General features: G+C 69.5%; 13 protein-coding genes. 2 read left to right on the forward strand and 11 right to left on the reverse strand.

What is annotated here, in order from left to right; translation table 11 throughout:
- Positions 1-469 precede the first annotated feature (469 nt).
- Complete coding sequence (locus tag G6O54_RS12320; protein WP_165225477.1) at positions 470-1,153, forward strand: MOSC domain-containing protein; 684 nt, start codon at positions 470-472, stop codon at positions 1,151-1,153.
- On the opposite strand, the gene G6O54_RS12325 is transcribed toward G6O54_RS12320, so the two are convergent.
- Complete coding sequence (locus G6O54_RS12325; protein ID WP_165225480.1) at positions 1,128-2,870, reverse strand: SMP-30/gluconolactonase/LRE family protein; 1,743 nt, start codon at positions 2,868-2,870, stop codon at positions 1,128-1,130. The genes G6O54_RS12320 and G6O54_RS12325 overlap by 26 nt on opposite strands.
- 183 nt (positions 2,871-3,053) lie before the next feature.
- On the opposite strand from G6O54_RS12325, the gene G6O54_RS12330 reads away from it, so the two are divergent.
- Positions 3,054-3,500 carry an EamA family transporter gene (locus G6O54_RS12330; RefSeq protein WP_165225483.1) on the forward strand — a complete coding sequence of 149 codons (447 nt, stop codon included), beginning with the start codon at positions 3,054-3,056 and terminating at the stop codon, positions 3,498-3,500.
- Between the two features lie 7 nt (positions 3,501-3,507).
- On the opposite strand, the gene G6O54_RS12335 is transcribed toward G6O54_RS12330, so the two are convergent.
- The 10 genes from G6O54_RS12335 to crcB form a co-directional block, all read right to left on the reverse strand.
- Entirely contained in the window at positions 3,508-6,111 is a 2,604-nt protein-coding gene (locus G6O54_RS12335; protein ID WP_165225486.1) for a patatin-like phospholipase family protein, read from the reverse strand.
- A gap of 115 nt (positions 6,112-6,226) precedes the next feature.
- Positions 6,227-7,564, reverse strand: a complete 1,338-nt coding sequence (locus G6O54_RS12340) for a rhomboid family intramembrane serine protease (protein ID WP_165225489.1) — start codon at positions 7,562-7,564, stop codon at positions 6,227-6,229.
- 86 nt (positions 7,565-7,650) lie between these two features.
- Complete coding sequence (locus G6O54_RS12345) at positions 7,651-8,151, reverse strand: leucine-rich repeat domain-containing protein (protein WP_165225709.1); 501 nt, start codon at positions 8,149-8,151, stop codon at positions 7,651-7,653.
- Between the two features lie 52 nt (positions 8,152-8,203).
- Complete coding sequence (locus tag G6O54_RS12350; protein WP_165225492.1) at positions 8,204-9,007, reverse strand: NIPSNAP family protein; 804 nt, start codon at positions 9,005-9,007, stop codon at positions 8,204-8,206.
- A 64-nt stretch (positions 9,008-9,071) separates the two neighbouring features.
- Positions 9,072-9,614, reverse strand: coding sequence for a hypothetical protein (locus G6O54_RS12355; RefSeq protein WP_250846854.1), 543 nt, complete (start codon positions 9,612-9,614; stop codon positions 9,072-9,074).
- Positions 9,615-9,616: 2 nt separating this feature from the next.
- Positions 9,617-10,459, reverse strand: a complete 843-nt coding sequence (locus G6O54_RS12360; protein WP_165225497.1) for a sugar phosphate isomerase/epimerase family protein — start codon at positions 10,457-10,459, stop codon at positions 9,617-9,619.
- Positions 10,460-10,487: 28 nt separating this feature from the next.
- Positions 10,488-12,050, reverse strand: a complete 1,563-nt coding sequence (locus G6O54_RS12365; protein WP_250846855.1) for a glycine--tRNA ligase — start codon at positions 12,048-12,050, stop codon at positions 10,488-10,490.
- 102 nt (positions 12,051-12,152) lie between these two features.
- Entirely contained in the window at positions 12,153-12,944 is a 792-nt protein-coding gene (locus tag G6O54_RS12370) for a 2-phosphosulfolactate phosphatase (protein ID WP_165225499.1), read from the reverse strand.
- Between the two features lie 93 nt (positions 12,945-13,037).
- On the reverse strand, positions 13,038-13,772 hold the full coding sequence (locus G6O54_RS12375) for a DUF190 domain-containing protein (protein ID WP_165225501.1): 735 nt from the start codon (positions 13,770-13,772) through the stop codon (positions 13,038-13,040).
- A gap of 16 nt (positions 13,773-13,788) precedes the next feature.
- A complete protein-coding gene (crcB, locus tag G6O54_RS12380; RefSeq protein WP_250846856.1) occupies positions 13,789-14,325 on the reverse strand; it encodes a fluoride efflux transporter CrcB in 537 nt (178 codons plus the stop codon).
- Position 14,326 lies beyond the last annotated feature (1 nt).

Below are 14,326 nucleotides of genomic sequence, written 5' to 3' on the forward strand. Positions count from 1 at the left end.
TATGGGGAATCACTCGGGAGGACGAGGCTCCTGCCGAGTTGGCTGAGGCCATGCGCCGCCGCACGGCCTGCGATCTCGCGCGACAATTCCGGGACAAGGTGTCCAGGTCGTCCAGGCCAACGTTTCACCGCGCCAGGGCGAGGCTCCTGCCGAGCCAGGAGCAAGCCGAGGCATGCCGACAGGCCTCGTTCCCGCGCAACAAATCCCGGACAAGACGCCCGGGTCGTCCAGGCCAACTCTTCATCGCGCCAGGGCGGCCCTCCCGGTGGCCGACGAGGATTGTTTGAGCGACATCCCGCGGAGATAATGGATAGGCTCTCGAGGTCGTATCGCCCTCTTGCTCCGAGGCAGAAGGGCCAAACCCTCGGAGTTCGCCGCGCGGCATCCCCATCTCCTCGCCGATCCGCCACGGCCAGGGCGACCTGCATCGGGCGGCGGGCTCTTCCTCATCCTCGAACTGAAGGCGTCGATGGCTCTGCCGACTCTCGTCTCCATCCAGGTTGGCCGGCCTCGACTCCTCGACGCCGATGTTCCGGAAGGGCCGATGCAGGGGCCGTGGACCTCCGGGTTCTCCAAGGAGCCGGTCGCCGGACCGGTGCGCGTGACGGCCGCGAACCTCGACGGCGACGGCCAGGCGGACCTCGAAAACCACGGCGGGCCCGACAAGGCCGTCTGCGTCTATTCGGCCGACCACCTGCCGTACTGGGCTGAACATCTCGGGCTGACGGAGATGACCTTCGGCGCCTTCGGCGAGAATTTCACGCTCGGCAACCTGGTCGAGCCGGGCGTCTGCATCGGCGACGTCTGGGAGATCGGCTCGGCGGTCTTCCAGGTCTCGCAGCCGCGTCAGCCGTGCTGGAAGCTGGCGCGGCGATGGCGGGTCAAGACCCTCGCGGCCCAGGTCCAGCAGACCGGGTTCACGGGCTGGTACTTTCGGGTGCTGGCCGAGGGGATCGTGGAGGCCGGCCAGACGCTGCGACTCGCGGATCGCCCCTGCCCGGAGTGGACCGTGGCGCGGGCCAACCGGGTCATGCACATCGACAAGGACGACCACCGCCAGGCCGCCGAGCTCGCCACATTGCCCTGGCTGGCGGCGAGCTGGCGGCATCAGCTCGACAAGCGGGTGGCTACAGCCGCGGCGGGGCCGGCTTGAAGGGGGCCTCGTAGGAATTGGTTGCCTTCGCCTTGACCTTGCGGCGATAGACCTTATCGCCGCAGGCGGCGTAGAGGACGTCGAATCCGGGGCCGCCGAAGGTGAGGTTGGAGACCTTGCCGTTGGGCGTCGGGATGATCGCATTCACGCGGCCGGCCTGGTCGCAGACCTGGATGCCCAGCCGCGTGGCCACGTAGAGGAGGCCGTTGCGATCGGTCCGCAGGCCGTCCGCGCCGGCGTCGTCGGCATTGTCCGGCGCGTGCAGGTGGAAATACTTCTGCTTGTGGGCGAGGCCGCCGTCGGGCTGAACCCGGTAGCTGTAGACCCAGTGGGACCTCGTGTCCGCGACGTAGAGGAGCGACTGGTCGGGGGAGAGCGTCACGCCGTTGGGGAACTTCAGCCCGGTGTCCACCGCCCGCTTCTCGCCGGTTGGGCTGACGTACCAGACCTTGCCCGGCTCGCGGGAATCGGCGGCGGGGCTGGTGACGTAGACGCCGCCGTCGTGGCGGACCACCAGGTCATTGGGCGGGAAGCCCTCGGCGAGGACGCGGAGCGGCTGCGAGCCGGTCACGTCGCGGGCGGCGACCTGCCCCGTCCGCGCCAGCGCGGAGATGAGCCGGCCGTCGGGCCCGAATGCCTGGCCGTCGGCGCCGTCGGACGAATCCAGGAAGAGGACGGGCTTGCCGTCGGGCCCGATCCGGTAGGACTTGCCCGCCCCGGAGTCGTTGAAGTAGACCTCCCCGGCGGCGTTCACGGCGGGGCCTTCGGTGAATTTGTACCCCTCGCCGACGAGCTCCCAGCCCTCGCCCGGGAGGAGGATGGCCTGGAGCTGCGTCGAGCCGGCGCCGGGCTTGATTGGCGCGGGCCAGCCTTTCCAGAGCCAACGCATGGCGTCCGGGAAGACGACGTCCGCGTGCTTGTGGTCGTGGCCCCCGGTCCCCCAGTCGTGGTTGACCTCGTAGCCGGCGAAGGTGAGCGCTCGCTCCAGCTCCTGGTTGGCCATCCACCAGTCGCCCCCGTAGATGTTCAGGTCGTTCGAGCCGTCCTGGAGGAAGATCCGGAGGGGCTTCGGCTCGTACTTCCGGACGAGCGTCGGGTAGTCGTTGGCCCCGCGGAGCCCGACGTAGGTGCCGATCGAGCTGAAGACCCGGCGGAAGGCGTCCGGCCGCTCCCAGGCGGCCGTGAAGGCGCAGACGGCCCCGCTGCTCGATCCGCCGATCGCTCGGTCGTTCCCGTCCTTCGAGAGGCGGATCGGCCGGCCGTCGGCCGTCGCCAGCTTCTCGACCTCCGGCAGCAATTCCTCGAGCAGGAACCGGGCGTAGTTGTCGCCGAGGCCGTCGTATTCGTAGCTGCGATTGAAGCGGTCGAGCGCCTGGGGAGAGGGCGCCTTGACGCGGCCGTGCATCACGAAGACGCCGATCGTGACGGGCATGGCCTTCTCGGCGATCAGGCGGTCGAAGACGGCGGGGGCGTTGTACTGGATGCCGTCCTGGTTGACGTACAAACACGCGGGCTTCGCCGGATCGTACTGGGCCGGGACGTAGACCCAGTAGTCGCGAATGGTGCCGGGGAAGATGCGGCTCCCTTCGAAAACATGCTTCGTCACCTCCCCCTTCGCGGAGTCGCCGGCGACGGCCGCGGCGGCGATCTGGAGGAGGACGGCCAGGAAGGCCGCGGCCGGGCCGAAATCGCGGAGGCGATCCAGGGAGCGTGTCATGGGCGTGATCTCGCGGGGTGAGGAACCGCCGGGGAGCCGGCGCGTCGCGTGGCGGGAGCCGGTATCCTCGTTTCGTGCCTCGGGCTCCGGCGAGGGGTCCGAGGATTCTACTCGCCCCTCGGGGCGGGCACAAACCCCGGGGCGGTCGCCGACAGGCCATGCCGGGATGGAGGAGGCTGGATCATGAGCTGGGTGGCCTACGCGGGCCTCTCCGCGCTCTTCGCGGGCCTGACGGCGGTGCTCGCGAAGATCGGCGTGGAGCAGGTCCCTTCAAACGTGGCGACGATGGTGCGGACCCTGGTGGTGCTGGCGTTCGCGGCGGCCATCGTCGCGGCCGCCGGCCAGATGCCCGCCGTGCGGTCGATCTCCGGCCGGGCCTGGCTGGCGCTGGTCCTCTCCGGGGTGGCCACGGGCTGCTCGTGGATCTTCTACTTCGCCGCGCTCAAGGCCGGCCCGATCTCCGGCGTGGCTCCGATCGACAAGCTCAGCTTCGTGATCGCCATGACCCTGGGCGTCCTGGTCCTGGGCGAGTCGGTGAAGCCGCTCACGCTGCTGGGCGCGGGCTTGATCGTCTGCGGGGTCCTGCTGACGCTGCCGGCGGTGCAGGAGGCGGTCGGTCGGCTGTTCTGACGGGGCGTCAGCGCGCGGCGGCGTGCGGGGCGTTCCCCATCCGCTGCCGCCACCACCGGCCCAGGCGGTCGAGGCGGATTCGGTTCTGGTCGCGGGTGCGCATGTTGGCCTTGATCCGGTCGACTTCCTGGGCGGAGAGGTGCCAGTTCAGGGTCTCCACCTGCTGCTCGTCGGTGCCGCCGACGGCGGTGTCGCAGGTGAAGATCACGGTCTTGAAGAACTCCGGGTCGGCCGGGGTCCTGTCCTGGAAATAGCGCCCCAGGACCTCGACCTGGCCGTCGTTGCGGTAGTGCATGACGGCGGTTCGGGCCTCGGCCAGGCCCGTGACCGGCGAGGTGACCCAGCGCAGGCCTCGCCAGAGGACGTTCACCACGGTGCTCGCGGTCGTGATGAACCCTTGCTGGAGGATCGGCTGGTCGAGCACCTTGAGCTGCTTCTCGTTGCGGAAGGCGCGGATTTGGACCAGGAGCACGCCCGAGGTGTTGCGCAGGATCCACTCGCGGTGCGAGAAGAGGAGCGACGTGGCGAGGTCCACGCCGTAGTTGTCGTAGTAGCCGGCGTCCACCACCTGCCGCGGGGCCTCCGTGGGGAGCACGCCGGCCGGCGTGACGAAGGGGAAGGTCGCGTTCATCCGGACGGCCGTCACCACGCGGAGCCGATCGCGGGCCCGGGGGAACAGGCGGAAGAGCTCGATCGCGGAGATGGCGTTGATCCGGCGGAATTCCAGGCGGTCGCGGCGCGGCAGCTTGACGGCGGCCTTCGCCTCGATCAGCTCGACGATCTCGCGCGGGTCCTCCGAGAGGGTGCTGTCGCCGTCGAAGACGGCGATGTCGGCGAGGTCCAGGTTGCTGATCAGGAGCCGCCGGCCATCCTCGACCAGCATCGGCGAGAAGATGATCGAGGGGAGCCGGCCCGCCCGCTCGTCCTCCCGGAGGTCGTCGAACGTCCGGGACAGCCCGGGGATCCCGTCGGGGGAGGTCAGGGCGTCTTCCAGGGCGTGGCCGCGGTCGTAGCGTTGCCGCCAGGGGAAGATGAAGAGCGGGACGTCACGGAGGATGAACTGGCGCGCGATCGGGCTCAGGTAGTCGCTGGCGAAGCAGTCCACGGCCGGCCGGGGCGATCGCGGATCGGCGGCTCCGGCTTCGGCCTCGCGCGCCCGGGAGATCCGGTCCTGATGGGTGGTGACGAATCCCGCCGCGCCGACCATCCCGCCGGAGGCGCCCGTCACGAACCGGACGTGCTCGGGGAACTCCGGGACCTCCCGGGCGAGCGCCTCGAGGACCGAGGCCGTCCAGAGGCCCGCTCGCAGCGCACCGCCGCCGGTCGCCACCACCACGAGGATCGGCTTGCGGGCGCCGGAACGGGCATCGGCCAGGTTCCGCCTCCAGTTCTCGAGGATACGCGTGCGGCTCTCGACGGCGTCCTCTCGGGCCTTGCGGCCGCCGTTCTTCTCCTGGAAGTCGACGAGATCGACGGGCGAGCCGTCGCCGCTGGAGAACGGCGAGGGGAGGCCGAGGGCCGAGCGGAGGGGATCGGGCGGGTAGTAATCCTCGAGCCCCCGGTAGCACGAGTCGTAGGTCTGGATCCCGTTGAGCAGCAGGGCCGCCGGGATGACCAGGAGCCCGAGCCGTCGGGCCCGGCGATTGCGGATCGCGAAGTAGAAGGCGACGGAGACGGCGATCATGGCCAGCATGAGGCAGATCAGGGCCGCCGGGACGATCAGGTCGGGCCGGAAGCGATCGAGGACCAGGCAGGTGACATAGACGAGCCCGAGGCTCCAGAGCAAGATCCCGGGGCGGAGGATCACCTCGCCTTCGTTGTCGTCGGCCCTGCTCGCGCGAGCCCGGAATCGTCGGATCACGCCGTCGAGAAAGACGAGCGGCCGCGCCGTCAGCAGCGCGTGGGGCAGCATCGCCCCGGCGGCCAGCCCGACCAGCCACGGCCACTCCAGGTCTCGGGCCGTGCCGCCGGGCCGTATGGCCGGCAGGAACGCCGGCAGGGCCAGCAGGAAGAGTCCCGGCATCATGGCGGCCGCCAGGCAGCAGGCGAACTGCCGCCGCGTGGAGAGGCCCGCCGTCTTGAGCCGCAGCAGGGCCGGGATGCCGGACGCGATCACGACGGGCTCGAGCTGATCCCAGTTCAGGCGCCTCTGCCGGCTCCGCGACGGCCCGGAGACGTCCAGCAGGTAGATCGCATACCAGGCCAGCGACAGGAAGGCCGCCGCGCCGAATCCGGCCACCCCGACCGTGAGCGGCGGGTCGTCCCAGAAGAGCTCGGGCACGCCGAAGCTGGAGAAGGCGCCGTAGACGATGGACAGCAGCAGCACGATCTCGAGGCCGATGAACCAGTTCCGGGCCATCGTCCCCAGCAGGAAGAGGAGGACTCGCCACTGATGCCGCGCGAAGAGCGCCACCATCGCCGTGAACGCCAGGTGCTGGAGCAGCGTGGACGACGCGTCTTCCGGCGGCTCGACGCCGCTCGCGACCATCGCCGCGACCCGCGATTGCCAGGCGGCGACCATGGCGGTGCTCGCGGCCAGGATCAGGGCGATCAGCACCATCGGCCAGGCCCGACCGCGGCGTTCGGAGAGATCGGCGGTCATCGCGGCCATCTTCACCCCTTCGCGCCGTGCTTCGGCTTGCCGGACAATCCTATATCAGCACGGAGGGGCAGGCGGCGCAAAGTCGGCCTCACGCGGCGGATCAGAATCGCGGACCGGCGGCCGGTCAGTCGTCCCCTTCCAGCTCCAGGACCCCCTCGTCGCGGAGGGCCTGGGCCTGGCGGCGGAGCTTCGCCCGCGTGGGCTCGAGCTCGGCGGGGAAGCGACCGGCCGGGATCTCGTCGAGGATCCGGAGGGCCGCCGCCGGACGCTGGCACCTGAGGATGAGGACCTGGGCGAGCTTCAGCCGCATCTTCGCGGAGTCCGCGGGATAGAGCCGACAGTGGTCGCGCATCAGCGGGACGGATTCCACATCGGCCTGGCGCGCGTGCATCGCCTTGATCAGGTTGTACAGCTCGGGCTGGGCGGGCCAGGCCCGCAGGCTCCGGGCCGCCTTCGAGTAGGCGGCGACCGCGGCCTCGTAGTCAGCCTCGTCGATCAGCCGGCGGACCTTCCGGAGGGCCACGGCGGCACGCTCCTCGGGACTCTGCGACGATCCGGAGATGCTCGCGCCTCCGGCTTCGTCGGCCCGCGCCGCGGCCTCGGTCCACGGCCGCTTCTTCCTCCCCGAGCGGCCCCTCAGGTGGACCGGCGATTCGTCCACCCGGTCCAGCCGCTCCCCGCGCTTCTTCCACTCCTGGCCGAGCTTCCGGTATCGCGCCCACCGCGAGAAGACGTCCCAGTCCTCGCAGTCGACGAGGCCCGCCTTGAGGAGCACGATCGCCACGACCGTCCCCCAGAAGGCGCCGGAGAGGTGCCCCATCTCCGTGACCACCACGTCGCCGCTGAGCACGCCCCAGACGACGAGGTTGAGGACCTGCTGGCCGATGTAGATGAGGGCCACGGTCGTGTAGTAGAGGTCCCAGTGGAAGACCAGCGTGCGGAAGCCGATCATCAGGATCGCGATGCAATTCAGCTCATTCCGGGGCGCCCAGATCATGCAGGCCGCCAGCAGCGCATAGACCTCCGCCGACGCCCCCGCCGCGTGGACCTCGGTGCTCGACCCCATCATCAGCGTCTGGACCGAGGCCCCGTGGAGGGTGCCCATCGCCAGGTAGGCCAGCAGGAACTTGATCAGCCCGAGCTTCCCCTCCACCACGATCCCGAACGCCCAGAGGAAGAGCATGTTGCCGGCAAGGTGCATCAGCCCGTAGTGGAGGAAGTTGTGCGTCACCCACTGGACGGGGACGAGTCGGTGCGTGCCGAGTTCGAGCGCATATCGGTTGAAGAGCGGCTCCTCCTCGAACTTCACCGCGGCCGAGTCGTCGTCGGGGTCGATCTCGAGGATCGACCGCGACGGGGGCGGGACCAGGAAGTAGAGCGCGATGTTGAGCGCGATCATCCCGACCGTGGCATACGGCCAGTGATAGATCGGGGCGTCGGTCCCGGTCGGGATGATGAGCATGGTAACGCTCCGCGTGAAGCGAAGGCCGGAACGTCATCGGCACCAGGCGTATCATACCATGGGTGCGAGAGTCCTGGAGCCGGCGCTCAATGCGTGATCTTGACTGTGGGTAAAACCCGCTTCAAGAAGCGGAGCCCGTCGTCCGTGACGCACGTCCCGGTGAGGTTCAGGGTCTCAAGCGTCGGGATGCGAGCCAGGCAGGACAACCCGGCATCGGTGACGTCTGTGTTGGTAAGGTTCAGTTCCTGGAGTTTCACGAAGGCGGCCAGGTGAGCAAGTCCGGCGTCGGTCACCTTTGACCGAGTCAGATCGAGGCAATCGATTTCGGGGTACGGGCCGTGCGAGGAAAGAACGGCCAGATCGGAATCATCCGGTTGCTCGTCACTAGAGATGTCCGGCAACCAGCCGTGACTACTCACCGGGCCAACGATCCGGCAGTAAGCGACGTAGTACCTGTAATACTCCGCCTCAACTTTGCGATCGAGCTCGACACGCCGTCTAATCTCGACGTATGTACCCATGACGACGGCCGCAACCGCGACCGCCGCCATGATCGTGCGAAGCTTCCAGCGGATGGGGAGACGCATCGATCGCCTCCGGGAGAATCAAGCACTCGCCCCCGTCAAGCTTCTCCACGCCTCACACCTGCGAATACTCCGCCGGGGTGAGCACGATGTTGGTGATCCCGCTAAGGATCTTCTTGTCGGAATACTCGGCGCGGCCCTTGAGGGCCTGCCACTCGGGGGATTCGACGAACTTCTTCCAGTTGGCGTCGAGTTCGGCGTGGCTCTCGAAGGCGAGCATGTAGGTAAGGTTGGGGAGCTTGTCGCCGAAGATCGCCTGGCCGAAGAAGACGGGGTGGAGGCCGACCTTGCGGAAGAGGGGGATCTCGCCGGCGTCGTTGAACATCTCGATCTTCTTGAGGTTCGTCTTCACGCTCGGGCTCTCGTAGATCCGGAGCTGGAGGATCCGGCCAGCCGACTTCGGCGGCGTCTCGATCTCCGGCATCCCCTTGAAGGCGTAGAGGACGCTGCTCTCCACCCGCTTGTAGGCAGGCTTCTCCGCCGGGGCGTCCAGGAACGAGGCGCCGGCCTTGAGGTAATCGGCATCGGCCTGGAGCTTGTGGCCGGTCGTCAGGAGCGAGTCCGCGGTCTTGTGGCGGAGGAGGGCGTAGACGACCTTCAGCGCCTTGTCCTCTGGGTAGAAGACGCCGACGGGCGAGACGCCCAGGCGATTCAGGGCGGGGATCGCCGCGTCCCTGAGGTAGGCGTCTAGGCCGCTCTTCTGCTCGTCGGTCTCGACGTGGTAACGGCGGAGCTCGTAGAGGTCGCGGGCGGATTCGTCCTTGGCGTCTGCCTTCGCCGGCGCCGCATGGGCCTCGCTCCAGGTCGCGGCCAGCCCCACGCCCCCCATCGCCGCCAGGATCTCGCGTCGCGTCGTCATGATGTCACCTCATTCGGATCGGGGATGCTCGATGCAACGATCGAGCCTACCGTGTCCCATTTCGTCAGGCAACGTCCGGGCGGCGTGCGGCCTCGAGGGTCTCCGCCAGCTCTTCCGGGCGCTGGCTGCCGATCAGGAGCTTCGTGCCGTCGGCCAGCTCGAGGCGGACGCCGCGGTTGCCGCGGGCGTTGAGGGCGCGCTCGCCATTGCGGCCGGCGCGGATGCCCCAGCCGCCGTAGTCGGCGATCGGCCGGTACTCGACGACCTGGTGGCGGACGATGCCGGAGACCTGGATCGCCCGGCGATAGATCGGGATCCAGCCGAACCAGACCCGGAGCTCGTCGGGCGTGACCTCGGTCGTCATCCGCAGGAGCGCCAGGACCAGCAGCAGCGGCATCGCCACCGCCGGCAGCAGGCAGAGGAGGAACTCGAGCGACGCCTTGTGCGAGAGCAGGGTGGCGACCGGTGCCCATTGCCGGGCGAACCAGAGCATGCCGATGCCGGCGGCCAGCTCGGCCGCGGCGATGAAGGCGTAGACGCGCCAGTCGAAGTACTGCTCCTCGTGGAAGACGGTCGCAGCGGGTTGCAACGTCGCCACGGTGGACACGCTCAGGCACCTCCCCATGGGGCCGATTCGTCGTTCCAGCGGCCGAGGACGCGGCGGATGGCCTGGTGGCCGAGGTCGGCCACGCGGTCGGCCGGCACCTGCCAGAGCTGCGGGTTGAACAGCTCCAGCGAGACGCCCCCGTCGTAGCCGATCGCCCCCAGGTGATCGAAGATCGGGCCGATCTGGAAGTCGCCCTCGCCGGGGAAGACCCGGTCGCCGTCGCCGGCGAGCTCGCGGGGCGTGCCGCTGACGTCGCAGGCCTGGACCCAGGCGAGGTTGTCCCGGGTCAGGAACCCGAGGTCCTCGAACTTGCTGGGCCCGGTGTAGTAGTGGAAAAGATCCAGGCAGACGCCCAGGTTGGCGGCGCCGGACTCGGCGACCAGCGCCAGGGCGGTGTCCAGGCTGGCGCAGAACCCGCTGGACTTCTGGAACTCGAGCGCCAGGCGGATGCCCGACGAACCGGCCAGCGCGGCGGCCTCGGCGAGCGACGCGGCGGCGCGGCCGTAGTCCTCCGCGGCGGGCTCTCGCACGAAGTCGGCCGCCACGATCAGGAGCGGGACTCCCAGCTCCCCGAGGATCGCCAGTCGCCGGGCGAAGTGGTCCCAGTGCGCCCGGCGTTCCTCGCCCCTGGAGACCAGGAGCCCCCCCTGCCCCGCCGCGGCCTCGGCCCGCAGGCCCTCGGCGTGCAGGCGGGCGCGGAGGTCGGACACGGCGTGCGACTCGAGGAAGGTCTCCAGCTTCGTGAGCCAGAGCTCGACGGACCGCCAGCCTGCTCGCGCGATGGCCGGCAGGTCGTCCTCCAGAGGAGTGCTCAGGGTCGTGGCCAGGCTGATGCAGGGCTTCATGGGTTCGCGTCGATCGCTCGGGGTGGGATCAGCCGGCCTGCTCGCCCGCCTCGCCGGCCGGCGGCGCCGGGTCTCCCGCGGGGATGGCCTTGCCGTCCAGAAGGTCGCGGATCGCCGCCGTGATGCCCGCCGCGGGGACCCGCCACTGGCGGCAGCTATCGCGGTCGCGGAGGGTGACGGTGTCGTCGGTCAGGCTCTGGCTGTCCACCGTGATGCAGTACGGCGTCCCGGCCTCGTCCTGGCGGCGGTAGCGGCGGCCGATGGCCCCCTTCTCGTCGTAGAAGACCGAGAACTGGCGGCGGAGGTCGTCGTGGATCGCCCGGGCCTTCTCCGGCATGCCGTCGCGCTTCACCAGCGGGAAGATCGCCGCCTTCACCGGGGCGATCCGCGGGTGGAACTTGAGGACGGTCCGCGCCTCGCCGCCGACCTGGTCCTCGGTATACGCCTCGCAGAGGAAGGCCAGGGTCGCGCGGTCGGCGCCGGCGGAGGGCTCGATCACGTGGGGGACGAACCGCTCCTTCTTCTCCTCGTCGAAGTAGCTCAGGTCCTTGCCGCTGAACTTCTGGTGCTGGGTCAGGTCGTAGTCGCCGCGGTGGGCGATCCCCTCCAGCTCGCTGACGCCGAACGGGAACGAGTACTCGATGTCGGCCGTGGCCGTCGAGTAGAAGGCCAGCTCCTCCGCGTCGTGGTCGCGGAGCCGGAGCCGGTCGGACCGGAGGCCGAGGTCCACGTACCACTGGAACCGGGCCTTCCGCCAGTAGGCGTACCACTCCTTCGCCTCGTCGGGCCGGCAGAAGAACTCAATCTCCATCTGCTCGAACTCGCGGGAGCGGAACGTGAAGTTGCGAGGGTTGATCTCGTTGCGGAAGCTCTTGCCGACCTGAGCGATGCCGAACGGCAGCTTCACCCGGCCGGTGTCCACCACGTTCTTGAAATTCGCGAAGATCCCCTGGGCCGTCTCGGGCCGGAGGTAGGCGACGTTCGAGTCGCTCTCGAGCGCCCCGACGAAGGTCTTGAACATGAGGTTGAACGACCGCGGCTCGGTGAGCGTGCCGGCCTCGTCCGTGGAGGGGCCGATGACCTTGATGCGGTCGGCCTCGGCCACCTGCATGAAGGGGATCACCGTCGGGGCGTCCGTGGGCTTGCCGAATTTCCTGGCGAGCTTCCCGGCCTTCTTCTCCGGCCCCTCCGCCGCCTCCTCGGGCGACGAGCCGAGGCCGGCGAGCCAGGCCTCGGTCGGCTCCCCCTTCTGGTTCACGGCCGGGAAGAGGTAGGCGAAGACATAGAGCTGGTCGGCCCGATAGCGCTCCTTCGTGGCCCGGCAATCGACCATGGGGTCGCTGAAGCCGCCGACGTGGCCGGACGCCTCCCAGACCCGGGGATTCATGATGATCGAGCAGTCCAGGCCGACCATGTCGTCGCGCATCTGGACGTTGTCGCGCCACCAGGCTTCCTTGATGTTCCGCTTCAGCTCGACCCCGAGCGGGCCGTAGTCCCAGAAGCCGTTGATGCCGCCGTAGATCTCGCTCGAGGGGAAGATGATGCCCCTGCGCTTGCAGAGCGAGACCAGCTTGTCCATTCCCACGTCCATGGAGCCGTCCTGCCTCTCGATGCCGCCTCTCGCTGCAGCTTGTTAGTAAAGATATCGATCCCGCCCGGGGCCGTCCGCGAGGGCCCGGTCGGGTGCGCCGGATCACGTCAGGGCCAAGATCCGGAGCGGGTCGCGCCTCAGCTCGGCGACGACCTGGAAGCCGGGCCGGTTCAGCCGGGCGGCGTCCGCGACGTCCGCCGCGAGCCCCAACTCTACCACGCGTCGGCCCCCCTGTCCCCGGGTCAGGTAGCGGACCAGGGGCTCGTTCCCGCCGGGGCGGGTCCGCGACCGATCCGCCTCGCCGGTCGCCCAGATCGATTCCTCGACGCGGGCCCAGAGCCCAGCGGCGATCTCGGCCTCGTCGTTGCCCAGCGAATGGCCGAGGTCCCGGAAGTGCCGGGCGAACGACCCGGCGAGGAGCGTATCCTCGTAGCTGATCGCCCCCTCGGTCCCGGCGCAGACGATGTGGATGGGCTTCTCCTCGTGGAGCAGCCGCTGCGCCGTGGCGGCGAAGTTCACGAACGAGCCGACGACCACGGGCTCCGCGTCGAGCGCCGCCAGGATCGCCCGCGTGCCGTTCGTCGTGGTGATGACCATGGTCTTGCCGGCGCAGATCTCGGCCGTGCACTGCCCGGGCGAGTTCCCCAGGTCGAAGCCCGGGATCGGCACGCCATGGCGCTCGCCGGCCAGGATCGCCGTCCCCGGCGGCATGGCCGCGGCCAGCGCCTTGGCCTCCTCGATCTCCCCGCACGGGATGACCTCGCGGCAGCCGGCGACCAGGGCGTGCACGATCATCGTCGAGGCGCGGAGGACGTCGATCACGACGGCTATCCCCCCGCGCAAGGCATCGCGCGGGATCAGGCTTGGTAGCGAATGGACGTGGACCGTGGACATTCGGACGGATCTCCTGCGGGACTTGGACGCCGCCGCGATTATCGCACAGCGGAGCATCCATGAGGAGTGCCCGGCGACCGTCGCCCGGTCGGATCAGGCCCGCGAGGCGTGGGGGCCATGCTTCACGACCCGGACATCCTGGACCACGATCAGGCCGCCGTCCACCATCTCCGCCAGGATCGGGAGGACCTCCGCGATCCGCTCCGGCCGGTCGATGATCTCCACCTTCTCGGGCACGTCAGAGGAGAGCCCGAGCAGGCTCGCCCGGTGGATGATGGAATGGCGCCCGAACCCCATCACGCCCAGGCTGGCCGTGGCGCCGGCGATTCCCAGCTCTCGGCAGCGGAGGACGATCGCCGCGGCCAGGTTGCGGCCGTCGCGCGTGTCGGCGTTCCCGATGTAGATGGTGACGCGCCGGGCGATGTCGTCGAGTGCCATCGCGAGAGCTCCTGGGCCCGGCCCGGTCGACGGGCTCGACTCGCCGTCGGCCCCGGCACGGGCGTGGTGGGAATAGGCGACGACGCGGACCGGCTCGACGACGGCCAGGCCGCCCGGCTCCATCGAGCCGAGATCGGCCAGGAACGATTCGATCCGGTCGCGGCCGTCGACGATCTCGATGACGACGGGGATGTCGATGGCCTGATACTCGCTCCGGGCGTCGCGGAGCTTCCGGTCGGCCCCGTAGCTCAGGTCGACGAGGAAGACCGACGCCCCGGCGAGCCGGAGCGATCGGGCGGCCTCCACGACGGCGCTGTAGCAGGGCTTGCCGCGCCATCGATGGCTCGCGTTCATGTGCAGGCTCAGCCGTGCGGCGTCCGACGGGATCATGGCGGTATCCTCCGTCCTAGCCGGGACCCCTCTCGGCCGTCTCGCTGGTCAGGATGTCGGGCGGCAGCTCGAGGTCCGGAGATCCGTCCGTCTCGAGGGCGAGCCGCAGGTCCTCCGCCGGGATGGCCGCCCCCGGCGACGCCCCGGGGACGGCCGGCTCGGCCGCCGCGATCAGCACGTCACGGGCCAGGACGATCCCGAGGAACGCGGCCAGGACGCCGAGGACGACGCTGCCGATGACGTTCGCCAGCGCCGTGAACGACTCGCCGCGCTCCCAGAGGGTCACCGACTCGAACGCGAACGTGGAGAACGTCGTGTAGCCACCCAGGAACCCGGTCAGCACCGCGAGCCGGGCGTGCGGATGCGGCAGCCAACGGGCCATCGCCATCGACAGGAAGCCGATGGCGAACGAGCCGCTGACGTTGATCACGAAGGTCGCCCAGTGGGACGCCGCCCACCGGCTGATCAGGACCCCCAGCCAGTAGCGGGCGTTCACGCCCAGGATGCCGCCCAGGGACAGTACCGCGATCCGGACCAGGATCTCCACACGCACC

Source organism: Aquisphaera insulae (assembly GCF_011064615.1).
In the GTDB taxonomy this organism is placed as follows: domain Bacteria; phylum Planctomycetota; class Planctomycetia; order Isosphaerales; family Isosphaeraceae; genus Aquisphaera; species Aquisphaera insulae.

Bases quoted from the DNA above. Each gene is read 5' to 3' on its own strand.
- G6O54_RS12320 (WP_165225477.1), top strand. From the start codon at position 470: ATGGCTCTGCCGACTCTCGTCTCCATCCAGGTTGGCCGGCCTCGACTC.
- G6O54_RS12325 (WP_165225480.1), bottom strand. From the start codon at position 2,870: ATGACACGCTCCCTGGATCGCCTCCGCGATTTCGGCCCGGCCGCGGCC.
- G6O54_RS12330 (WP_165225483.1), top strand. From the start codon at position 3,054: ATGAGCTGGGTGGCCTACGCGGGCCTCTCCGCGCTCTTCGCGGGCCTG.
- G6O54_RS12335 (WP_165225486.1), bottom strand. From the start codon at position 6,111: ATGGCCGCGATGACCGCCGATCTCTCCGAACGCCGCGGTCGGGCCTGG.
- G6O54_RS12340 (WP_165225489.1), bottom strand. From the start codon at position 7,564: ATGCTCATCATCCCGACCGGGACCGACGCCCCGATCTATCACTGGCCG.
- G6O54_RS12345 (WP_165225709.1), bottom strand. From the start codon at position 8,151: ATGCGTCTCCCCATCCGCTGGAAGCTTCGCACGATCATGGCGGCGGTC.
- G6O54_RS12350 (WP_165225492.1), bottom strand. From the start codon at position 9,007: ATGACGACGCGACGCGAGATCCTGGCGGCGATGGGGGGCGTGGGGCTG.
- G6O54_RS12360 (WP_165225497.1), bottom strand. From the start codon at position 10,459: ATGAAGCCCTGCATCAGCCTGGCCACGACCCTGAGCACTCCTCTGGAG.
- G6O54_RS12365 (WP_250846855.1), bottom strand. From the start codon at position 12,050: ATGGACGTGGGAATGGACAAGCTGGTCTCGCTCTGCAAGCGCAGGGGC.
- G6O54_RS12370 (WP_165225499.1), bottom strand. From the start codon at position 12,944: ATGTCCACGGTCCACGTCCATTCGCTACCAAGCCTGATCCCGCGCGAT.
- G6O54_RS12375 (WP_165225501.1), bottom strand. From the start codon at position 13,772: ATGATCCCGTCGGACGCCGCACGGCTGAGCCTGCACATGAACGCGAGC.